Consider the following 21,599-nt stretch of genomic DNA (forward strand, 5'->3'; position numbering starts at 1 on the left):
CCGTGCGCTTACCGATCAGGCTGTTGGCCTGATCATTTCAGAAACGCGATCAGCGCCGCGTTGACCTCGTCGGGGCGTTCCTGCTGGATCCAGTGGCCGGCGCCCTCGATGATCAGCTTCTGCTTGAGGTTCGGCAGCACGCGCTCCATGTCCGCGACCCGCTTGGCGCCGATCAGCCCGGTGATCACCGAATCGTTCGAGCCTGCGATGAACAGCGACGGCTGATGGATCTGCGCGTCCTGCCAGGGCGCGGTCAGCTCCCAGTTGCGGTCGAGATTGCGGTACCAGTTCAGGCCGCCGCGGAAGCCGGAGTGCCGATAGCCTTCGGCGAATTCGGCAATGTCGGCCTCGGTCAGCCAGGCCGGCAACGGCATTCCTGCCGGCAGCTTGCCGAGGAAGCCCCTGGCCTCGTCGACGAACATCGAGCTTGGATCGGAGACGCCACGCCCGAGCACCAGCCGCATGGTGTGGGGGATGTCGCGCTCGAACTCGGCCTCGGCCACGCCTGATGGCTGGAAGTACTGCCAATAGAAATTGGTGATGCCGCTGTCGCGCAGGGTTTCGAGCGGGCGACCACGGCCGCGGAACGGCGGCGGCACGCTGAGGCCGGCGACTTTCGTGAAGATGTCGGGACGGAACAGGGCCGCGTGCCAGGCCACCGGCGCGCCCCAGTCATGGCCGACGATCATCGCGCGTGTCTCGCCGAGCGCGGCGACCAGCGCCACCATGTCTCCGACCGTATCGAAGATCGTGTAGGCGCCGACCTCGGCCGGCGCGCCGGAGCGGCCGAAGCCGCGCATGTCGGGCGCGACGACCCGAAAGCCTGCCGCGGCCAGCGCCGCGATCTGGTGCCGCCATGAATAGGACAGTTCCGGCCAGCCATGACAGAGCACGACCAGCGGGCCTTGCCCGGCCTCGCGCACGAACATGTCGATGCCGTTGGCGGAAATGGTGCGGGAGGATGACATTCGCGTTTCCGCCTTGTTTGCCGGTTCTGCTGACGTTAGCTGGTTCCAAGGATACGGACGTTCAACGCAGGCGGCAATCCAGCTTGCCGTGCACAAGCGCAAAAACCTCAGTTGTTTGCGATACTTCCAGCTGTTAGAACGCAGTCTTTCAGGACATCGCCGATGGCAGCCCCAACCGCAGTTCCCCGCACGTTGTCAGCTCGCGCCGGGCGCTGCTGGCGCGGCCTGGTCGCGGCCGCGGTCGCGCTGGCGATCGGTTGCGGCGGAATGGTCTATGCCGCCAACAACAGCGTCCAGGGCGCCAAGAAGGAAGAGGGCGGGTTCGACGGCGATGCGCCGACCGCGATCCTGGTCGAGGCCTCAAGCGGCAGCGTGCTGTTCGAGAAGAACGCCGACGAGTTGCGCGCACCCTCCAGCATGATGAAGCTGATGACGGCCGAGGTGGTGTTTGACGCCATCAAGAAGGGCGACATCAAGCTCACGGACGAGTACCGGATCAGCGAGAACGCCTGGCGGCGGGGCGGGGCGCCGTCCGGCACCTCGACGATGTTCGCGGCGATCAACAGCAAGGTCTCGGTCGACGATCTCCTGCATGGCGCGATCATCCCGAGCGGCAATGATGCCTGCATCGCGCTCGCTGAGGGCATTGCCGGCAATGAGCATACTTTCGCGACCGACTTCATGACCAAGCGCGCCCGCGAGCTCGGCATGACCAAGTCGACCTTCGGCAATTCCAACGGGCTGCCGGATCCGGCCAACAAGATGACGGTGCGGGAGCTCGCGACGCTGGCGCGCCACATCATCCTGACCTACCCGGACCGGTACAAGCTGTTCGGCGAGAAGGAATTCACCTGGAACAAGATCCGCCAGCAGAACCGCAATCCGCTGCTGAACGCCTTGCCCGGCGCCGACGGATTGAAGACCGGCTACACCAAGGAAGGCGGCTACGGCATGGTCGGCTCGGCGGTGCAGAACGACACGCGGCTGATCGTCGTGGTCAACGGTCTCGAGGATTCCGAGGACCGCGCGACCGAAGCCAAGAAGATGCTGGAATGGGGGTTCCGCAGCTTCGAGACCCGGACCCTGATCGCGGCCAACCAGCCGGTCGGCTATGCGCGGGTGTTCGGCGGCGAGAGCCGCTCGGTCAAGCTGGTCAGCCCCGATCCGATCAAGGTGATGGTGTCGAAGAACGGCAACGACAAGCTGCTCGCGCGCGTCATCTATAGCGGCCCGGTCAAGGCGCCGATCACCGCCGGCCAGAAGATCGGCGTGGTGCGGGTGTGGCGCGGCGCCAATGTCGCAATGGAAACTCCGGTCTTCGCAGCGGACGCCGTCGGCACCGGATCGACGATGCGCCGCGCGCTCGACGGCGCCCAGGAGCTGGTCATCGGGATGTTCCGCGCAGGGGTCGAGAAGCTCTGAGATGGCGGAAGCAGCAGTCCAACGGCCGAGCTTGCGCGGTCGCTTCATCACCTTTGAGGGCGGCGAGGGGTCGGGGAAATCGACCCAGATCCGCAAGCTTGCCGAACGGCTCGATGCCGCCAAGCTGCGCGCGATCGTGACCCGCGAGCCCGGCGGCTCGCCAGGGGCGGAGATCATCCGTCACCTCGTGCTGTCGGGGATGGGCAAGCTGCTCGGGCCGGAGGCCGAGACGCTGCTGTTTGCCGCCGCGCGCGACGATCATGTCCGCACGGTGATCCTGCCGGCGCTCAATCAGGGCATCTGGGTGCTGTGCGACCGCTTCTTCGATTCCACGCGGGCCTATCAGGGCCAGCTCGGGCAGGTGTCGCCCGAACTCGTCAACGCCATGCAGCGCGTGACCATCGGCGATCTCAAGCCCGATCTGACCTTCATCCTCGATGTGCCGGTCGAGGTCGGACTGCAACGCGCCGCCGCGCGCCGCGGCAACGCCACCGCCGATCGCTTCGAAGCCGAAGGCATCAAGTTCCACCAGGATTTGCGCGACGCGTACCGCCGGATCGCGGCCGAAGATCCGGCGCGCTGCGTCCTGATCGACGCCACGGCCGATCCGGACACGGTCTCGGCCAGGATATGGGCCGCGCTGCGCGAACATCTGCGCGCAGCGCTTGCGGCGGACAGTCCCGCATGAGTGCGCGCAAGGTCGAACAGGAGAGCGCCGCTCGCCATCCGCGCGAAACGCCGGATTTGTTCGGGCATCGCGAGGCGGAGACCGCCTTGCTCGATGCCTATCGCAGCGGGCGAATTCCGCACGCCTGGCTGATCGGCGGCGCGCAGGGCATCGGCAAGGCGACGCTGGCCTACCGCATGGCGCGGTTCGTGCTGGCGTTTCGCAATCCGAAATCGTCCCAGGTGCAGCAGGCGCCGACGCTGCGGGTCGATCCGGCCGACCCCGTGGCGCGCCAGATCACGGCAGGCGCCCATGGCGGGCTCCTTGTGCTCGAGCGCGGCGTCAACGACCGCGGCGTGATGCGGACCGTCATCACGGTCGACGAGACGCGCGAGACCATCTCGTTCTTCGGCTCGACCGCTGCGGTCGACGGCTGGCGCGTCTGCATTGTCGATACCGTCGACGAGCTCAATCCGAACGCCGCGAACGCATTGCTGAAGATCCTCGAGGAGCCGCCGCAGCAATCGCTGTTCCTTCTGGTCAGCCACGCACCGTCACGAGTGCTGCCGACCATTCTGTCCCGCTGCCGCAAATTGCTGCTGCGGCCGCTGGAGACCGACGATGTGGTGCGCGCGGCCGCGGCCGCAACCGATATCGAATCGGACGATCCGGCGCTACTGGAAGCCGCCGCAGCATCCGAAGGCAGCGTCGGGCGGGCGCTGTCGCTGCTCGGCGGCGATGCGCTGAAACTGCAGCAACGCACGGCCGCGCTGCTCGCGACGCTTCCGAGCGTCGATCCGCGCGAGCTGCATGCGCTGGGCGAAGCGCTCGGCACCAGCGACCGTGTCGCGCTCGCCGCTTTCATCGACGGCATCGATCGCTGGATGAGCGAGCGCATGCGCACGGGCGATGCCAATGCCAACCTGCCGCGCCTTGCACGGCTGGCGGAGGTATGGGAAAAGATCGTCCGCGCCGCGCGCGATACCGAAGCCTACAATCTGGAGCGCAAGCCGCTGGTTTTCTCGGTGTTTTCGATGCTCGCGGATGCGACCCGATAGACACCGCGTCTGACAACACATCCGTCTGACAACACTCCCGACAATCTCGTTTCGATCTGCAAAGGATTCCGTGGTGGCGACCGCTAAGAAGACATCGTCGAAAAAAGCCAAGAAGACGAAAAAGGCATCGCCCGCTCGCGCGACCAGCAAAGCCACGGCGAAATCGCGCGCGGCCAAGAAGGCCGGGCGCGTCGCCAAGAAAGCAAAGAAGGCCGCCAAGTCCAAGTTCAAGTCCAAGACCGGAGCCAAGGGCGCCAGCAAATCGGCGGCGAAGAAGGTCGTCAAAAAGGCCGCGAAGAAGACGGCCAAGAGCACGGCCAGGAAGGCCGCAGCGAAGGCCACCAAGGCTCCGCCGAAGAAAACAGCCGCAGCAGCCGTCGCACCCGCGGCAAAGAATCCCGCTCTGCCGACGGCTTCCGTTGCCGAGAAGGCGCCGACGCCGGCAAAAGCTCGCGCGCCGAAACAGCCCAAACCCGCAGCGGCTCCTGCGACCGCATCCGTCGCGGTGTCCGCCGCGGATCGCGGCAACATGTTCTACATCACGACCGCGATCGCTTATCCGAACGGTCAGCCGCATATCGGCCACGCCTATGAGGCGATCGCGACCGACGCATTGGCGCGCTTCCAGCGGCTCGACGGCAAGGACGTGTTCTTTCTGACCGGCACCGACGAGCACGGACAGAAGATGATCCAGACCGCGGCCAGCGAGGGAATGACGCCCTACGATCTCGCGACCCGCAACGCGGCGCGCTTCAAGGAGATGGACGAGCGCCTCAACGTCTCGTTCGACCGCTTCATCCGCACCTCGGAGCCGGCGCATCACCGGTCCGTGCAGGAAATCTGGCGCCGCATGCAGGACAACGGCGACATCTATATCGACACCTATGCCGGCTGGTATTCGGTGCGCGACGAGGCCTATTACGCCGAGGAGGAGACCGTCGTCGGCGAGGACAATGTCCGCCGCGGCCCGCAGGGCACGCCGGTCGAATGGGTCGAGGAGAAGAGCTATTTCTTCAAGCTGTCGGCCTACCAGGACAAGCTGTTGCACCTCTACGAGAGCCAACCCGATTTCATCGGCCCGGACTCGCGCCGCAACGAGGTGATGAGTTTTGTACGGGGCGGGCTCAAGGACCTCTCGATCTCGCGCACGACGTTCGACTGGGGCGTCAAGGTCCCGGAGGATCCCGAGCACGTGATGTATGTCTGGGTCGACGCGCTGACCAACTACATCACCGGTGTCGGCTATCCCGATGAGAACGACAAGCATTGGCGCTACTGGCCCGCCGACGTCCACATCATCGGCAAGGACATCATCCGCTTCCACGCGGTGTACTGGCCGGCCTTCCTGATGTCGGCGGGCATTCCGGTGCAGAAGCGAGTCTATGCGCACGGCTTCCTGTTCAACAGGGGTGAGAAGATGTCGAAGTCGGTCGGCAATGTGGTCGACCCCTTCAATCTCGCCGAGCAGTACGGCGTCGACCAGATGCGCTACTTCTTCTTGCGCGAGGTGCCGTTCGGCCAGGACGGCAACTACAATCACGAGGCCATCGTCGCGCGCATCAACGCCGACCTCGCCAATGATTTCGGCAATCTGGCGCAGCGTTCATTGTCGATGATCGCCAAACAACTCGGCGGCGTGCTGCCGGAGCCGGGCGAATTCAGCGACAACGACAAGGCGATCCTGGCGCAGGCCGACGCCATGCTGGAGACGTCGCGCACCGCGATGGCGATGCAGCAGATCCATCAATGGCTCAATACGGTCTGGGCGGTGGTCGCCGAGGCCAACCGCTACTTTGCCGGCGAGGCGCCGTGGGCTTTGGCCAAGACTGATCCGGCGCGCCAGAAGACGGTGCTGTATGTCACCGCCGAAGTCGTGCGTCAGATCGCGATCATGGCGCAGGCCGTGATGCCGGAGTCCTGTGGCAAGATGCTCGACAGCCTCGGTATCGCTGCTGACGCCCGCGGCTTTGCCGCGGTCGCCGAGCGGATCAGGCCAGGTACGGTTTTGCCGGCGCCTGTCGGCGTCTTTCCGCGCTATGTGGAACCGAAGACCGAGTGAGTGGTTCGAAATTCATGCTGGTCGACAGTCACTGCCATCTGGATTTTCCCGACTTTGCCGACGATCTCGACGGGATCGTCGGCCGCGCGGAGGCGGCCGGCATCGGCCGCATGGTCACGATCTCGACCCGGGTGAGGCGGCTCGGCGGCCTGCTCGCGATCACCGAGCGCTTCCCCGACGTCTACTGCTCGGTCGGCACCCATCCACATCATGCCGATGAAGAGGATGGCATCCCGGCCAGCGAACTGATCGAGCTGACCAAGCATCCGAAGGTCGTGGCGCTCGGCGAGGCCGGGCTCGACTATTTCTACGAGCATGGGTCGCGCGAGGCCCAGGAGCGCGGCTTTCGCGCGCACATCGCCGCGGCCCGCGAAACGGGGCTGCCGCTCGTCATCCACGCCCGGGAGGCCGACGAGGATTGCGGCCGCATCCTGGAGGACGAGGTCGCGAAGGGCCCGTTCAAGGCCGTCCTGCACTGCTACACCGGCGGCCGCGAGCTCGCGATGAAGGCGATCGCGCTTGGGCTGTCGATCTCGTTCACGGGCATACTGACCTTCAAGAAGTCGGACGCACTGCGCGCGCTGGCCGCCGAGCTGCCGGCCGACCGCATCATGGTCGAGACCGACGCACCGTATCTTGCGCCCGGCAAATTCCGCGGCAAGCGCAACGAGCCGTCCTATGTCGTCGAGGTCGCCAAGGTGCTTGCGGAAACCCGCGGCGTCTCCCTGGAGGAGATCTCGCGGCAGACCACCGAAAACTTCTTCCGGCTGTTCTCCAAGGTGCCGGCGCCGAAGGTTGCTGCATGACGCTGACACTGACCATTCTGGGCTGCGGCTCGTCCGCCGGCGTGCCGCGCCCGGCACTCGGCTGGGGCGCCTGCGATCCCGGCAATCCCAAGAACCGCCGCCGCCGCTGCTCGATCATGGCCGAGCGCACCATGGAGCACGGCACCACGCGGGTCGTGATCGACACCTCGCCCGATCTGCGTGAGCAGCTGATCGACAGCAATGTCGAGCACATCGACGCGGTGTTTCTGACGCATGAGCATGCCGACCAGACCCACGGCATCGACGATTTGCGCTCGGTCGTGCTGCATCAGCGCCGCCGCATCCCGGTCTACTTCAACCAGTCGACCGCCAAGGACATGATGGCGCGATTTTCCTATTGCTTCATCGCGCCGGAAGGCAGCGACTATCCGCCGATCCTGACACGGCATTCGATCGAGGCCGGCGAGAGCCATACGGTCCAGGGGAAGGGCGGCCCGCTGAAGCTCGGGGCCTTCCTGGTGCAGCATGGCAAGATCCCGGCGCTCGGCTACCGCATTGGCGGCGCCGCCTACACGCCGGATCTGCACGACATCCCCCAGGAGAGCTGGCCGGCGCTCGAAGATCTCGATCTCTGGATCGTCGACGGATTGCGCTACGCGCAGCATCCCAGCCATTTCAGCGTTGCGGACGCGCTGTCGTGGATCGAGCGCTTCAAGCCGAAGCGCGCGGTCATCACCAACATGCATTCCGACCTCGACTACGAGGTGCTGCGGCAGAGCCTGCCGGCCAGCGTCATCCCGGCCTATGACGGCATGCGGCTGACGCTCGACCGGGCAGGCTGAAAACCCAATTGATCCAGAGCGAGGCGCCACATACTCGCTGTCGTCCCTGCCTAGTGCGCAATTGCGCACGGGAGCAGGGACCCATAACCACAGGGCATCGTTGTTGAAGTAAGCTGTCGCTCCAGCATTGCAATACAATCGGCATTCGTGGTTATGGGTCCCGGGTCAAGCCCGGGACGACAGCGGGTATGTGGCGCTGTCAGGCCGAGATCGCCTTGGCCGATCCGACCTGGCTACGCAGCAGGAATTTCTGGATCTTGCCGGTCGAGGTCTTCGGGATCACCCCGAACACCACCGATTTCGGCGTCTTGAACCCCGACATGTGCTCGCGGCAATAGGCGATGATCTCGGCCTCGGTCGCCTTGGCGCCGTCCTTCAGCTCGATGAAGGCGCAGGGTACTTCGCCCCATTTCGGGTCGGGCTTTGCCACCACGGCCGCGAACAGCACCGCCGGGTGCTTGTAGAGGATGTCCTCGACCTCGACCGAGGAGACGTTCTCGCCGCCGGAGATGATGATGTCCTTGGAGCGGTCCTTGATGATGACGTAGCCGTGCTCGTCGAGCACGCCGAGATCGCCGGTGTGAAACCAGCCGCCGGCGAAGGCTTCCTGCGTCGCCTTCTCGTTCTTCAGATAGCCCTTCATCACGATGTTGCCGCGGAACATGACCTCGCCGATGGTCTCGCCGTCGCGCGGCACCTCGCGCATGGTTTCGGGATCGAGCACCGTGACACCTTCCTGCAGCGGATAGGACACGCCCTGACGCCGCTTCAGCTGTGCGCGCGCGTCAGCCGACAGCTCGTCCCAGCCCGGCTGCTCGGCGCAGACGGAGGCGGGGCCATAGACCTCGGTCAGCCCGTAGACGTGGGTCAGCTTGATGCCGATGCGCTCGCCACCCTCGAGCACTGCAACCGGCGGCGCCGCGCCGGCGATCAGGCCGACGACGGGCTTTGCCTTGCCGCCCTTCGGCGCATCGGGCGCGTTGATCAGCGTGTTGTAGACGATCGGCGCACCGCACATGTGGGTGACGCCGTGCCTCGGGATCAGTTCGAAGATCTTGGCCGGGTCGACCTTGCGCAGGCAGACATTGACGCCGGCGGTCGCCGCGATGGTCCAGGGGAAGCACCAGCCGTTGCAATGAAACATCGGCAGCGTCCAGAGATAGACCGGATGCTGGCCGAGATTGCCGGCGAGGATGTTGCTGACCGCGTTGAGATAGGCGCCGCGGTGATGGGTCACGACGCCCTTGGGATTGCCCGTCGTGCCCGACGTGTAGCTCAGCGCGATCGCATCCCATTCGTCGGCCGGCGGCCGCTCCACAAAGGCAGGATCGCCCGCCGCGACCGCCGCCTCATACTCGATCTCGCCGATCCGCTTGCCGCAGCTGAAGGCGGCGTCATCGACGTCGATCACGAACGGCTTTGCGCCCTTCATCAGGGTCAAGGCTTCCGCGATCACGCCGGAAAATTCGGGATCGACCAGAATGATCCTGGCGCCGCCATGCTCGAGCTGGAACGCGATCGACGCCGCGTCGAGGCGGATGTTGAGCGCGTTGAGCACCGCGCCGGTCATCGGCACCGCGAAGTGCAATTCGTTCATCGCCGGGATGTTCGGCAGCATCGCCGCGACCGTGTCGCCAGGGCCGATGCCATGGCCCGCGAGGTAGGACGCAAAGCGTTTGCAGCGTTCGTAGGTCTCTTTCCAGGTGAAGCTGCGGCCCTCATAGACCGCGCTGACGTGGTCTGGATAGACGGCGGCCGAGCGCGCCAGGAAGCTCAGCGGCGAAAGTGGCACGTAGTTGGCCGGCGTCTTGTCCAACCCGATCGAGTACTGATTTTGAGCTGCACTCATGGCTCTATCCAATCCGCTAGGTTCTCAAAGGAATCCAATCGATATCCAGGGGAAGATGGCGACGATGATCAGGCCGATCAACAGCGCCAGCATGTAACCCCAGATCGGCCGGATACCCTCGGCCGGATCGACGCGCCCGATGGCGCAGGCGGCATAATAGCCGACCCCGAACGGCGGCGCGAACAGCCCGATGCCCATGGCCAGGATGATGATCATGGCGTAGTGCACCTCGTGGACGCCGACCTGGTGCGCAATCGGAAACAGCAGCGGCCCGAACAGCACGATCGCCGGGATGCCCTCGAGCACGCTGCCGAGGATCACGAAGGCCAGGATCGAGACTGCAATGAAGGTCGCCGACCCGCCGGGCAGCCCGGTCATCGCCGCCGCCAGCGCCCGCGAGAAGCCGGACTGGGTCAGGCCCCAGGCCATGCCGGTCGCGGTACCGATGATGAACAGGATCGCCCCCGACAGGCACGCCGTGTCGATCAGCATCGGCAACAGCCGCCGCCAGTTGAACTTGCGGTAGATCAGGAGGCCGATGGCGAAGGCGTAGACGATGCCGATGGTCGACACTTCGGTGGCGGTGGCGATGCCTTCGACCACGGCGTAGCGGATCACGAAGGGCAGGGCCAATGCGGGCAGGGCGAACACGAACGCCTTGCCGATCTCGCTGCCGGTGGCGCGCTGGACGTGGCTGCGGTCTTCGCCGCGGTAGCGCCACCACACCAACCCTGACAGTGTGATCGCCAGCACCACGCCCGGCAGCAGGCCGCCGGTGAACAGCGCCGAGATCGAGACGCCGGTCACCGAGCCGATCGTGATCAGCACAAGGCTCGGCGGAATGGTTTCGGTCTGCGCGCCGGTGGCGGCGAGCAGGGCGACCAGATCGCCCGGCTTGGCGCCGCGCTGCTTCATTTCCGGGAACAGCACCGGCGCGACGGCGGCCATGTCGGCGGCCTTCGATCCGGAGATGCCGGAGACCAGATACATGGCGCCGACCAGCACGTAATGCAGGCCGCCGCGGACATGGCCGAGCAGGCTCGCCAGGAACGCCACCATGGCCCGCGCCATGCCGGTCATCTCGATCAGCAGGCCGAGGAAGACGAACAGCGGCACCGACAGCAGGATCAGATGGCTCATGCCCTCGTCCATCCGGCCGACCAGCACCATCAGCGGCGTCCGCGTGGTCAGCGCCAGATAGCCGAAGATCGCCATGCCGAAGGCAAAGCCGATCGGCACGCCGGCGAACACGCAGAAGCCGACCACGCCGACGAAAAAGATGATCAGGTTGAGATTGCCGAGCGGCCGCAGCATCGGCTGCGCCAGCCAGAACGCGCCAATCAGCGCAGCCACGGTCAGCGCGGCCAGCAGGAAGGTCTTGAAATCACCGACCCGGGCCAGCCGCAGCAGCGCGAACAGCGCCATCAGGCAGGTGCCGACCGGCAGCGCCGCCGCGCGCCAGGTGTTGGAAATCTGCAGTGCCGGCGTCGTGATGAAGCTTTCCTCGTAGGCATATTCATAGGCCGGCCGCACGATCAGGATCAGGAACGCCAGCGCGGCGCAGGTTGCGACGACGTCGAGATAGGCCCAGAGCCGCGGTCCCGCGCTTGCGACCAGCGCCGTCATCCGCATGTGCTCGCCGCGGCGGAACGCCACCGCCGAGCCCAGCATCGCGAGCCACAGGAACAGGATCGACGCCAGTTCGTCGGACCATATCAGCGGCGCATGGAGCACGTAACGGGACACAACGCCGGCGAACAGGATCACGACCTCGGCGACGACAAGGATCGCCGCCGGGATTTCGACCAGCATCCCGAGCGCCGCGTCGATGGAACCGAGAACGGAGCGGCGGCGAGGGGGCTGCGACGCCGCCTCGCCGGCCACGGCCGGCGTCATCTCGACATGAGCCATGGCAAGCCTCCTGCTTGATCGATCAGGACAGTTTGCCGACGGACTTCTCGAGCAGATCCCAGGCCTTCTCGCCGTACTTGCCCTTCCACTCGGCGTAGAAGCCGGCGGCGCGGAGCTTGTCGCGGAACGGCCCGACCTCGGGCTGGTTGAAGACCAGCCCCTTGCCGGTGAGCTCCTGCTTCACGGTGGCGTTCAGCTTCTCGGTATCCTCGCGCTCCTTGACGGCCGCCGCGTTGACGTTCTTGGCGACGATGGTCTTGATATCGTCCGGCAGCGCCGCCCAGGCTCTGCGGTTCATCAGGAACCAGAAGCCGTCCCACATGTGGTTGGTCAGCGAGCAGTATTTCTGCACCTCGTACAGCTTCGCCGCCGAGATCAGCGCCAGCGGGTTCTCCTGGCCTTCGACGATCTTGGTCTGCAGCGCCGAATAGACCTCGCTGAAATTGATCGAGGCGGGCGATGCATCGAACGCCTTGAACATCGAGGTCCATAGCGGCGACACCGGCACGCGGATCTTGAAGCCCTTGAGATCGTCGGGACCGGTGATCGGCTTGGTCGACGACGTGGTCTGGCGGAAGCCGTTGTCCCAGATCTTCTCCATGACCTCGAGGCCGGCCTTGTTGATCTCGCCGCGCACATAGGCGCCGAGCTCGCCGTCCATGGCCTTCCAGACCGTGGGATAGTCCGGGAATGCGAAGCCGATGCCGTTGATCGAGGCGGCCGGCACCAGGGTTGCCAGGATCAGGCCGGACAGCGTGAAGAACTCGACGCCGCCGGAGCGCACCTGGCTCAGCATGTCGGTATCGGAACCGAGCTGGCTGTTCGGGAATACCTGCAGGTCAAACCGGCCGTTGGTCTCGGTCTTGATCGCCGCGGCCATCTCCCGGGCGCGCGCCACGAACGGATGCGACTCCGGCAGGTTGTTGGCGAACTTGTAAGAGAACTCGGCCGACTGGGCGCGCGCGACATAGGGCGCGCCAATCCCGCCGAGGACGGCGGAAGCGGCGGAGACCTTCAGCAGCGTGCGTCGTGAAAAGCTCATTGGTTGCTCCCTTGAGAGGCTTGTTGTTGTTCTGAGATGCCATCCTATACGGACCTGATGCCGCGGGGTCACCAGCGATCTCTGCACAGCTGGGGCTTATTGCAGCGTCCGTACGCGGCGGCAATATCGGCTTTCAGACGAGATGCGCGCGCGTGGATCGCTGCGGCATCGGCACGGGCCGGACGACCGGCTTGGCCACATCAGCACACGCGCCAACTTGCAGACCGGTGCGAAGATTTCCCACTAAATATCTGATCTAATTGTAGATATAAATATTCCATAATATACCTTATGCGAATTACGGATATGGGCGTGGCTACGATCACCGGCGGCCATCCCATTGCTCCGCTCACCTTCGCCACAAGGCCGAGAATCAGGAACCTTGTTACCGTCTCGCAGATTGACGGCCCAAGTCCTACCTTCCAGCCGTCGAGCGATGAGCCGTATCAGCCAGGCACGCTCCGGGCTCGCAAGCTTGGTGCGCGCGCTTGGCTTGCTCGGCATCACCATGATTGCGTCGGCTCCCGCGGAGGCAATCGTGCTGCGTCCAGGCGCGCAATTGCCAACCGCGGTGCCCCTGAACGGCTGCCTCGCAGCTACGCATCGCCAGCGTCAGCTCAGCACCAGGAAGCAGGTATTGCCACCCCTGCTCCGACCGCCCTGATACCAGTACCTCGCATCGGCGCGTTGTCGCTTCAGTCGTCGAGGGTCCACATCCGGAGGATATCGGCCGTGGATGCCACCTCGATCTGGATGCTGAAGCGTTCGGCATAAAGCTGCAGCAGCGCGTCATGACTTTGATCGGAAGAGCTGCACAGCGCGTCCTCGGCCACGATCACCCGATAGCCGATATCGATCGCGGCCAACACGGTGGCGAGCACGCACACGTCGGTCTCGCCGCCCGACACGATGGCCGTATCGATCCCGTGCGCGTCCAGATGAGCTTGCAGGCGCCCATTGCCGAACGCGTTGTAGGTCGGCCGGTCGACGATGGCGGCCGGCGGCACACAGGCGGCGAGCGCCGGCACGAGTTCGATCAACTCCGGATCGAGCCGCTCACGGGTCACGCATTCCCATTTCTCGTAATAGGCCCGCCAAATCCCTTGCGCGTCGTGCTTCGAGCGCGGCGGAATAAAGCGGGTGAACACGGTACGTTCAGGCGCATGCTGCGCCAGCTCGACGATGCATGGCAGCACGCGGTCCATCCAGGGCGTCGCCCAGGGCGCTCCCGGCTCGAACAGTCGCTGCATGTCGATGCAAAGGTGCGCCGCGCGCGGACCCGGCGGGCTGAGAAGCTGTCCCATCGCTCACTCCTGCGCGCGCCGACCGGATGCCGTCACACGCAGGTTCAGCCGCCCAGGACGCAAGAGGCCCCGCCGAAGCGGGGCCCGGAACGCGGTCCCGCTCACCATTTCTGGCGGCCGTACCAGTCGTTCACTTCCTTGGCGGCTTGATCCTTGGCATAGCCGTAGCGCTGCTGCAGACGGCCCTCGAGCTGGTCCTGCTTGCCGGCGATCACATCGAGATCGTCATCGGTGAGCTTGCCCCACTGCTCCTTGACCTTGCCCTTGACCTGCTTCCAGTTGCCTTCGACACGATTCCAATCCATTGCGTTTCTCCCTTGAACGATGAGATCGACCAACGGGCCGGCCGAGGCTTCGTTCCGAAGCCGCGTTGCGGCAAGACTTCGCAATCCAGACTTCGCAATCCGACCAAGCTCCATCGTAGCGCGCTTGAATGCGCGACGGCCGACGAGGCGCTTTGCCGCGCATCGATCAAGGATAGGAACTTGCTTTTCGCACTCGTGTTGGCACTCCGAACTGTTCACCCAACACACGGAGCGACCAATGCCGGACAAGGATCTCAGCGCCCTCTTCCTCGATACCCTCAAGGACATTTACTACGCGGAAAAGCAGATCCTGAAGGCGTTGCCGCGGATGGCCAAGGCCGCCGAGTCCGACGACCTGCGCGCGGCCTTCGAGAAGCATCATGACGAGACCGAAGGACAGATCGAGCGGCTCGAGCAGATCTTCGACCTGATGGGCAAGCCGGCGCGCGGCAAGAAGTGCGACGCCATCGAGGGGATCATCGACGAGGGCAAGGAGATCATGGAGGAGTATGCCGACACGCCGGCGCTCGACGCGGGCCTGCTCTCGGCAGCCCAGGCGGTCGAGCATTACGAGATCGCCCGCTACGGCACCTTGAAGGCGTGGGCTACGAAGCTCAGCATGAAGGATGCGGTCAAGCTCATCGACCAGACCCTGGCCGAGGAAAAGAAGACGGATGAAGCGCTCACCAAGCTCGCCGTCAGCGGCATCAACGCCGAAGCCGCCTGACGAGACGCGCGATGAAGCGACGTCCGCTTTGTACACTCCCTCGCATTTGCTGGTAGATTGGACGCCGATTCAGCATCTGGGAGCCCGATGGCCCGACGCACCGGCAGCGCCGATCTTCCGCTCCATGGCGGCCGCGTGCCGCCATGGCTGGCGGCGCGCATGGCGACGCTGGGCGGCATCATCACCGAGGCCATCGTCCACCATTACGGCCGCGATGCCTTTTTGCAGCGACTTTCGCATCCATTCTGGTTTCAGTCGTTCGGCGCCGCGATGGGCATGGACTGGCACTCGTCCGGCATCACCACCAGCGTGATCGGCGCGCTGAAGCGAGGTCTGGCGCCGCTGCAAGGCGAGCTCGGAATCCACGTCTGCGGCGGCCGCGGCAAGCATTCGCGCCGCACGCCCGATGAACTGTCCGCCCTCGGCGACCGCGTCGGATTCGACGGTGCCGCCCTGACCCGCGCGAGCCGGCTGGTGGCCAAGGTCGACAGCGCCGCGGTGCAGGACGGCTTCGAGCTCTACCTGCACGGCTTCTTCGTCACCGACGACGGCAAATGGACCGTCGTCCAGCAAGGCATGAACGGCGACAAGCGGCAGGCCCGCCGCTATCACTGGCACTCCGAGGGCCTGCGCAGCTTCGTCGACGAGCCGCATAGCGCGATCGACGGACCGACGCAGGGCGAGATCGTCAATCTCACCGATCACCGCGCCGAAAGCTCACGCCAGGCGCAGCTTGATCTGCTCGCCGCGCTGGGGCCGGACGGCATCACGCGCGAATATGCCGAGCTGACGCAGAGCGCAGCTGCGCAGCCGGACCTCCTGCACCTGATCATGCCCGCGCATCACGACGTGCGCTCGAGCGACGTGTTCGTGCGCCGCCTGCACGGCACCTTGGCCGCGGCTATCGATCGCGGGCCGCTGGATTTTCCCGAGCTGCTGCTGACGCCCGGCGTCGGCGCCCGCACGGTGCAGTCGCTCGCGATGGTCGCCGAGGTCGTTCACGGGACGCCCTACCGCTTCCGCGACCCGGCACGCTTCTCGCTCGCCCATGGCGGCAAGGACCGTCATCCCTTCCCGGTGCCGATCAAGGTCTATGACGAGACCATCCGCGTGCTGAAATCGGCCGTGCAGCAGGCAAGGCTCGGCCGCGACGAGGAGATGCAGGCCTTGAAGCGGCTCGACGATCAGGCCCGCAGGCTGGAACGAACCGCCACCGGCCCCTCCTTCGAGGCGTTTGTCGCGAACGAGCGGGCCCGTTCTCCTGCGCTCGACGGCCGCTCGGTGTTCGGCTGGGAAGCCGACCTCGCCCAGCGCAACGGAATCACCAAGCCTTGAAGCGAGGGCTGATCACCGCTCGATCCATCGTCAGGTCCTTCGAGGTGACCACCGAGAACGGCAAGTAGCACCACGGCCGGCCGACGCCTACGCTTCGTTCCCGTTGGTCGCCTGCGTCCTGGCCGCGGCGACAAAGTTAGGAACGCCGTTCCGGGCCGCATCGTTAGGCCGTTGACGCAACCAGCCACATGGAGAGGCGAGCATGAAGGTTTGCGACGCGATGACACCTGACGTCCAGCTGTGCACCCCCGACGATACGCTCCGCGATGCCGCAGAAGCGATGGCCGCGCTCGGTGTCGGCCTGCTGCCGGTTGCCGATGGCGAGCGCCTGGTCGGCATGATCACGGACCGCGACATCGCGCTTCGCGGCATCGGAATGGGTCGCGGCCCCGACTCGCGGGTCGGCGACGTCATGACGGCCGAGGTGAAGTATTGTTTCGAGGATCAGGAGCTCGAGGACATCGCGCAGAACATGGGTGCGATCCAGGTTCGGCGCCTGCCGGTGCTGAGCCGGGACAAGCGCCTGGTCGGAATCATCGCGCTCGGGGATATCGCCCTGATCCAGGCCAGCGATGGCACCGGCATGGCGCTCAGCCAGATCTCGCGCCCGACCACCCAGCACGCGCAACTCTAGACTTACACGGCTCCGCTTCGCGCGCTGGCTCGCAAAGGCCTGGCTCTCGAAGCGGAGCGTCAGGTGCGCCAATGGCCGACTATGTCCCTTGGATCGTGATTGCCGCCGGGGTCATCGCCCTGATCGTCACGGCGCTGCTCTGGCGCGCCCACTACGTCAGCTCCGATTGACCGAACGGCGAGCCCGCGCCGTCAAGCCGCCATCTTGCGGCAGGATTCCGCGCACGCACGGCACATCGCCACGCATTCGTCCATGCCGCCGACGCGATCGCAATCCTCGGCGCATTCACCGCAGATCTCCGCGCATTCCCGGCAGGTGTGCTTGTGATGCGGGGTGTTGATCAGCATGAAATGGGCCGCCGTCCGGCACATTTCCGCACAGGCCATCATCAATCGGAAATGCGCCGGCTCGACATGCTTGCCGCCGGTGACGAGACAATGGTTCATGGCCGTGCCGAGACAGGTCCTATAGCAGGACAGACAGGTCTCGACGCATCGGTTCATTTCCTCAGAGAATGCCATGTCGGTACCTCACGCCTGCGCCAGCAGCTGGCGCAGGTAGCAGAGCCCGTCAAGGGTCAGCCTCGACTCGCGGACCTCGCCCTGCGCGATCTCGGCTTCGAGGAAGGTCTCGAGCTCGGGAAGCGCGCGGTCGAACCTGTCCGCGATGCCCATCAGCTCGCAGGTTTGCTTGATCCGCTCGATCGGTTTTTCCAGCACGTTGATCTCAACCATTTTGGCATAAGTCCGGGTCATGCCATTGGTTCCTATGCTCATTGCCGGGTGCGCTGCTGCGGGGTCTGCGCCGGTTACGACGCCCTGCCGACCGTGTCGGCCATGGTTGCGCCACGCGCTCCGAGCGGCTTGCGGAGGCCCTCGGTCGAATCGAGCATCGTCTGATGCTCGATCTCTGAATTCAGCTCTGCCCCGCACAGCACGATGATGGCGGACATCCACATCCACGTCATCAGACCGATGGCCGCCCCCAGCGAGCCGTAGGTCGCGTTGTAATCGCCGAAGTTCGCCAGATACCAGGAGAGCAGCACCGAACCGGCCAGCCACAGCACGGCCGCTGCAACGGCGCCGACGCTGAGCCACTGCCAGCGCGGCCTAGTTCGGCTCGGGCCATAGCGGTAAAGCACCGCAAGCGCGGTGAGGAGCAGGAGCACCAGGATCGGCCACCGTCCGAGCCGAATGACGAGTTCGGCCGTCGTGCCCAGTCCAACCTGCCGCAGCAGCAGCGGGACGACGACCACCGCTCCGACCATCAGCATGATGGAAATCAGCCCGGCGATCGTGAACGCGAGGGACATCAGGTTGAGTTTGACGAAGCCGCGGTTTTCCTTCTCGTCATAGACAACGTTGAGCGCATCGAAGATCGCCTTCATGCCGGCATTGGCGCTCCAGATCGCGATCAGCAGGCCGCCGGCAAAGGTCAGGCCAAGCGTCGAGGTCCCCTTCGCGAGCACGCGGGCGATCTGGTCCTGGACGATGGCAAACGAGCCTTCCGGCAGCATCAGCGCCAGGCTCTGCAGGTTCGATGAGATCGTGGAGGGATCGGCGAACAGGCCGTAGCTCGAGACCAGCGCCGTGATGGCCGGGAAGATCGCCAGCAAGCCGTAGAACACGACGCCGGCCGCGGTGGCCAGCAGGCGGTCCTCGCCGATCTGCTGATAGGTGCGCAGCAGAATGTCCTTCCAGCCGGCAGCCGGAATCTCAAGTGGCGTGTCGGCAAGCCGTCCGCGATCCAGGGTTTCCGCCAGCGTGGGTTCGACGCCCTGCTCCCGATCGGACGGCCGCTCCGATCGGGACAGTTGGCGAGAGATCGCCAAGGTCGCCAGAGCTGCTGCGCCGGCGAGCATCAGGTCGTTCGTCCAATTGCGCGGCGCCATCGCTAGTCCTGGATCGCGTCGCGCTGACGCCGGGCGCGCGATGCAGCAAGCCAGCCGACAAGCATGATTGCAGCCCCGGCGGCCAGTGCCCGGGTGGTGGGATCTACGCTCCCCCCTGCTCCCGTCCGATTGGAGGCGATCAGCCGCGCCACGACGGGCACCGCGATCGCGCGCTTGAGCATGTCGGCCTGTCGGCCCGGGCGCGGCACGGCCGGCGCAGGACGCGCGAGCAGCACGCGGCCCATGACCAGCCCCAGGATCCCGAGGAGGACAAAGGCGCCGCCGATCGCGGCATATGCGATCCAGATGCCGTAATGCACTTCAAGGGCGTGGAAAGCCGCGCCAACCCCGATCCCGATCGCGATCAGAAGCGAGACCGCACCCGCCAGCATGAAGCTGCATGCAAATGCGTAGCCAGTCACCAAGCGCGTCATCCATTGTCGCAAGTCCGCGAGGTAGGAGCGGAAGATCAGGCTCAGCGAAGACGGCCGGGTATTGACGCGCATGACCAGGTCCATTGCAAGTCGGCATCCGACAACCCGGCGGGAAGATCGACGTTCCTCCCCCCGGCAACGCGCGACAGCTCGCGCCACGCGAGACAGCGCGGACCGAGCGCTAACTGACCGGAGGGAGATTTGCGCGTGGTGGCATGGAGCTCGGGAATGGCTTGGCAACCATGAGCGCCCCGCGTTCGTCGGTTTCGAGCGCGATTTTCTGGGCAAGCATCACGTCGCCCGCCACCAGCGAGCCGACGGGCCGGAAGCACCAGCCCAGCACGATGCGATCGCCGCCGTCCATCTCGTAGACGTTGGTCGAGGTGCCGTAGCAAATCCGGTATCGCTTGCCGGACTCCGAGCCGATGACGTCGAAGCGATTATACTTTTCGAATTGCGCCCGCTGCTCGGGTGACAGCCAAACGGACAGCAGCGCAAGTCCGCGCGCCTCAATTCGCTCATACGCTTTCCAGCGATCCCAGATCGCGGCCAGCGTCGCACGCAGCGTGCTGGCGGCTCCTTGGAGCGCGGACCGCAGGGGCATCTCGCGCAGACGGGCGAGCATGGCGTCAACCGCCGACCAGCCTCGGATAGAACAGGGTTTCCTCGGCGGTCGGGTCAAGCGCGCGGACCAACCTCACCTCTCCGGTCGCCTGCCGAATTGCTGCAGTGTAGCCGTCCGACGTGAGCTGGGCGAAGCGGGCATTCGCCCAGGCCAGCTGCTCGCTGTTGTCGGGATCGAATTGCTGCCTCGTGTCGCCGGAGTGATCCATCACCAAGATCGTTGCCATCATCGTCTCCCTTGAAGGACATACACAACTGCATCAGACAATCGGCACGGCCGTCGTCGGCCTGCCGCCCATCCACTCCGGCAGCGCGGCCCCGTCGCGGTGACGGCCGCCCGCGCCGGCCGCGGCCCACGCGGCGACCGCACCGAACAGCAGCGCCGCCGCAACCGAGAATGCCAAAATCACCGCGCTGCGCCGCGACCGCTGGATGGCGGTCCTGGCATCGCCCATCACGCTGTCGACGCGTTTCTCCGCCTCCGCAGCAGGCAGACCGGTCGCGGCCGCGACCTGCTGGATCAGGTAGCTGCGATCGTCGGCGCTGACGCCGCTGCGGCCGGAGCTCGTCAGCAGGATGCGGCCCGCCTCCGCCCGCTCATAGCCGATATCGATATTGGCCGGACGCCGCGGCGACCGGTACAGACGGTCGAGCTCGGCGCTCAGCAACGGCTCCGCGGCCGTCGCAGATGGCCGGTTCTGGACCACCGGACGCCCGCTCGACAGGCCAACCAGCCCGACGATCGTAGCACCGAGGATGATGGCGAGCGCCCAGGCGGTCAGTCCGTGAAGCCCGTCGCAGCTGTCGATCTCGTCGGATGGCGTTGCGCCGATCACGCGCTGGGCCCGGCCGGCGATGTAGCCGCCGACGCCGAAGCTCACCAGTGCCTGCAGGATCAGATACAGCCCCGACAGCAACGCGAGCGCGGCTGATGCGTCGCGCCACGACGGCGAGCTTGAACTCACGCCCAATCCGACCGCCGCGCCGAAGCCGATCAAAATCACCGACAGCGCCGCCGCGGCCAACGCGCCGGCGATGACCGGGCTCCATTGCAGCCGAAGCCCGGTCCTGTTGGCGGCGGACACGGCAAGCCCTCGCTCGTTATCCATGGCGCGCCTACCGCAATCCGAAGAACGACAATATCGCCAAAATGACCACGATCAGTCCGACCAGATAAATCAACTGGTTCATGAAAACCTCCTCCGTCCTTCTCGTCCTGACAATCGGGTGGAGAAGCCAAGGTTCCTACGCGGACGAACCGGCGCGATGCGATAAGCCAACAAAAAAGGGCCCCGCCGAAGCGAGGCCCTCATTGGTCATCGCGATCTGCTTATCGCGACGTGCGACCAGCACCGTTAGTCGTCGTCCCAGTCATGACCACGGATCACGAAGCCGCGGTCGCGGTAGTAGTCGCGATGATGGTTGTACCAGCCGTGGTGCCAGCCCCGGTCATGCCGGTATACGTCGACGCGCGGGCCACCATAATATCGATCGCCGTAGTAGCCGTGGTCGCGGCCGACATAGATGCCCACACCCTGCGCGCTCGCAACGGTCGGTGCCGCTGTCGAGAGTGCCGCAACTGCGGCAAGAGCGTAAGTAAGCTTCGTCATGGCATCCTCCTTTCCAGTACGCCGTGATAACGACCGGCGTCCGCGCATGTTGCAGGAACAGGATCGGAACTTTCCTGAACGTTCCTTCACCATCATGGCGGCTGGACGTGACCGGCGGGCGAGATCGAGGAGCCGTCGATGCGCTCTACT

At 65.3% G+C, this 21,599-nt stretch carries 23 protein-coding genes; 9 read left to right on the forward strand and 14 right to left on the reverse strand.

Annotated features, from left to right (window positions below):
- Nucleotides 1–32: 32 nt before the first annotated feature.
- The gene (locus XI02_RS22610; RefSeq protein WP_172647934.1) at nt 33–968 is read right to left on the reverse strand and encodes an alpha/beta fold hydrolase; all 936 of its coding nucleotides are present in this window, start codon (nt 966–968) and stop codon (nt 33–35) included.
- 267 nt (nt 969–1,235) lie between these two features.
- On the opposite strand from XI02_RS22610, the gene XI02_RS22615 reads away from it, so the two are divergent.
- From XI02_RS22615 to XI02_RS22640, 6 genes are all read left to right on the forward strand, one after another.
- Nucleotides 1,236–2,390, forward strand: a complete 1,155-nt coding sequence (locus XI02_RS22615) for a D-alanyl-D-alanine carboxypeptidase family protein (protein WP_172649164.1) — start codon at nt 1,236–1,238, stop codon at nt 2,388–2,390.
- 1 nt (nt 2,391) lies between these two features.
- Nucleotides 2,392–3,078, forward strand: coding sequence for a dTMP kinase (gene tmk, locus XI02_RS22620; protein WP_016845929.1), 687 nt, complete (start codon nt 2,392–2,394; stop codon nt 3,076–3,078).
- On the forward strand, nt 3,075–4,115 hold the full coding sequence (locus XI02_RS22625; protein ID WP_016845930.1) for a DNA polymerase III subunit delta': 1,041 nt from the start codon (nt 3,075–3,077) through the stop codon (nt 4,113–4,115). Before tmk ends, XI02_RS22625 begins: the two co-directional genes overlap by 4 nt.
- Nucleotides 4,116–4,188: 73 nt before the next feature.
- Nucleotides 4,189–6,174 (forward strand): methionine--tRNA ligase, encoded by a 1,986-nt coding sequence (metG, locus tag XI02_RS22630; RefSeq protein ID WP_172647933.1) that lies wholly within the window; start codon nt 4,189–4,191, stop codon nt 6,172–6,174.
- Nucleotides 6,175–6,188: 14 nt separating this feature from the next.
- Nucleotides 6,189–6,980: a TatD family hydrolase gene (locus XI02_RS22635; protein ID WP_172649163.1), complete on the forward strand. Its 792-nt coding sequence runs from the start codon at nt 6,189–6,191 to the stop codon at nt 6,978–6,980.
- Nucleotides 6,977–7,783: an MBL fold metallo-hydrolase gene (locus XI02_RS22640; protein ID WP_018271681.1), complete on the forward strand. Its 807-nt coding sequence runs from the start codon at nt 6,977–6,979 to the stop codon at nt 7,781–7,783. Before XI02_RS22635 ends, XI02_RS22640 begins: the two co-directional genes overlap by 4 nt.
- Nucleotides 7,784–7,982: 199 nt before the next feature.
- Here the strand turns inward: XI02_RS22640 and XI02_RS22645 are convergent, their stop codons facing one another.
- From XI02_RS22645 to XI02_RS22665, 5 genes are all read right to left on the reverse strand, one after another.
- Complete coding sequence (locus tag XI02_RS22645) at nt 7,983–9,632, reverse strand: acyl-CoA synthetase (RefSeq protein ID WP_172647932.1); 1,650 nt, start codon at nt 9,630–9,632, stop codon at nt 7,983–7,985.
- Between the two features lie 24 nt (nt 9,633–9,656).
- A complete protein-coding gene (locus tag XI02_RS22650) occupies nt 9,657–11,543 on the reverse strand; it encodes a TRAP transporter large permease subunit (protein WP_172647931.1) in 1,887 nt (628 codons plus the stop codon).
- Nucleotides 11,544–11,565: 22 nt separating this feature from the next.
- Nucleotides 11,566–12,585 (reverse strand): TRAP transporter substrate-binding protein, encoded by a 1,020-nt coding sequence (locus tag XI02_RS22655; RefSeq protein WP_038380909.1) that lies wholly within the window; start codon nt 12,583–12,585, stop codon nt 11,566–11,568.
- A gap of 695 nt (nt 12,586–13,280) precedes the next feature.
- Nucleotides 13,281–13,889, reverse strand: a complete 609-nt coding sequence (locus XI02_RS22660; protein WP_016845938.1) for a cysteine hydrolase family protein — start codon at nt 13,887–13,889, stop codon at nt 13,281–13,283.
- 101 nt (nt 13,890–13,990) lie between these two features.
- Entirely contained in the window at nt 13,991–14,194 is a 204-nt protein-coding gene (locus XI02_RS22665; protein ID WP_016845939.1) for a CsbD family protein, read from the reverse strand.
- 238 nt (nt 14,195–14,432) lie between these two features.
- Between XI02_RS22665 and XI02_RS22670 the strand changes: the two genes are divergently transcribed.
- The 3 genes from XI02_RS22670 to XI02_RS22680 all read left to right on the forward strand — a co-directional run bounded on the left by XI02_RS22670 (nt 14,433) and on the right by XI02_RS22680 (nt 16,890).
- On the forward strand, nt 14,433–14,921 hold the full coding sequence (locus tag XI02_RS22670; RefSeq protein WP_016845940.1) for a ferritin-like domain-containing protein: 489 nt from the start codon (nt 14,433–14,435) through the stop codon (nt 14,919–14,921).
- A gap of 87 nt (nt 14,922–15,008) precedes the next feature.
- Nucleotides 15,009–16,256 (forward strand): DUF763 domain-containing protein, encoded by a 1,248-nt coding sequence (locus tag XI02_RS22675; protein ID WP_018271685.1) that lies wholly within the window; start codon nt 15,009–15,011, stop codon nt 16,254–16,256.
- Nucleotides 16,257–16,458: 202 nt separating this feature from the next.
- On the forward strand, nt 16,459–16,890 hold the full coding sequence (locus XI02_RS22680; RefSeq protein ID WP_016845942.1) for a CBS domain-containing protein: 432 nt from the start codon (nt 16,459–16,461) through the stop codon (nt 16,888–16,890).
- Between the two features lie 191 nt (nt 16,891–17,081).
- On the opposite strand, the gene XI02_RS22685 is transcribed toward XI02_RS22680, so the two are convergent.
- The 8 genes from XI02_RS22685 to XI02_RS22720 form a co-directional block, all read right to left on the reverse strand.
- A complete protein-coding gene (locus XI02_RS22685; RefSeq protein ID WP_026192779.1) occupies nt 17,082–17,411 on the reverse strand; it encodes a four-helix bundle copper-binding protein in 330 nt (109 codons plus the stop codon).
- Between the two features lie 9 nt (nt 17,412–17,420).
- Nucleotides 17,421–17,645 carry a hypothetical protein gene (locus tag XI02_RS22690; protein ID WP_016845945.1) on the reverse strand — a complete coding sequence of 75 codons (225 nt, stop codon included), beginning with the start codon at nt 17,643–17,645 and terminating at the stop codon, nt 17,421–17,423.
- Between the two features lie 53 nt (nt 17,646–17,698).
- Complete coding sequence (locus XI02_RS22695; RefSeq protein ID WP_016845946.1) at nt 17,699–18,781, reverse strand: YihY/virulence factor BrkB family protein; 1,083 nt, start codon at nt 18,779–18,781, stop codon at nt 17,699–17,701.
- Nucleotides 18,782–18,783: 2 nt separating this feature from the next.
- Nucleotides 18,784–19,299, reverse strand: coding sequence for a hypothetical protein (locus XI02_RS22700; protein WP_016845947.1), 516 nt, complete (start codon nt 19,297–19,299; stop codon nt 18,784–18,786).
- A 97-nt stretch (nt 19,300–19,396) separates the two neighbouring features.
- A complete protein-coding gene (locus tag XI02_RS22705) occupies nt 19,397–19,840 on the reverse strand; it encodes a hypothetical protein (protein WP_018271687.1) in 444 nt (147 codons plus the stop codon).
- 4 nt (nt 19,841–19,844) lie between these two features.
- The gene (locus tag XI02_RS22710) at nt 19,845–20,066 is read right to left on the reverse strand and encodes a hypothetical protein (RefSeq protein ID WP_026192781.1); all 222 of its coding nucleotides are present in this window, start codon (nt 20,064–20,066) and stop codon (nt 19,845–19,847) included.
- 33 nt (nt 20,067–20,099) lie between these two features.
- Complete coding sequence (locus XI02_RS22715) at nt 20,100–20,948, reverse strand: hypothetical protein (protein WP_018271689.1); 849 nt, start codon at nt 20,946–20,948, stop codon at nt 20,100–20,102.
- 246 nt (nt 20,949–21,194) lie between these two features.
- Nucleotides 21,195–21,449 carry a hypothetical protein gene (locus XI02_RS22720; protein ID WP_075968695.1) on the reverse strand — a complete coding sequence of 85 codons (255 nt, stop codon included), beginning with the start codon at nt 21,447–21,449 and terminating at the stop codon, nt 21,195–21,197.
- Nucleotides 21,450–21,599: the final 150 nt, after the last annotated feature.

The organism is Bradyrhizobium sp. CCBAU 21365 (assembly GCF_015291305.1).
GTDB lineage: Bacteria > Pseudomonadota > Alphaproteobacteria > Rhizobiales > Xanthobacteraceae > Bradyrhizobium > Bradyrhizobium elkanii.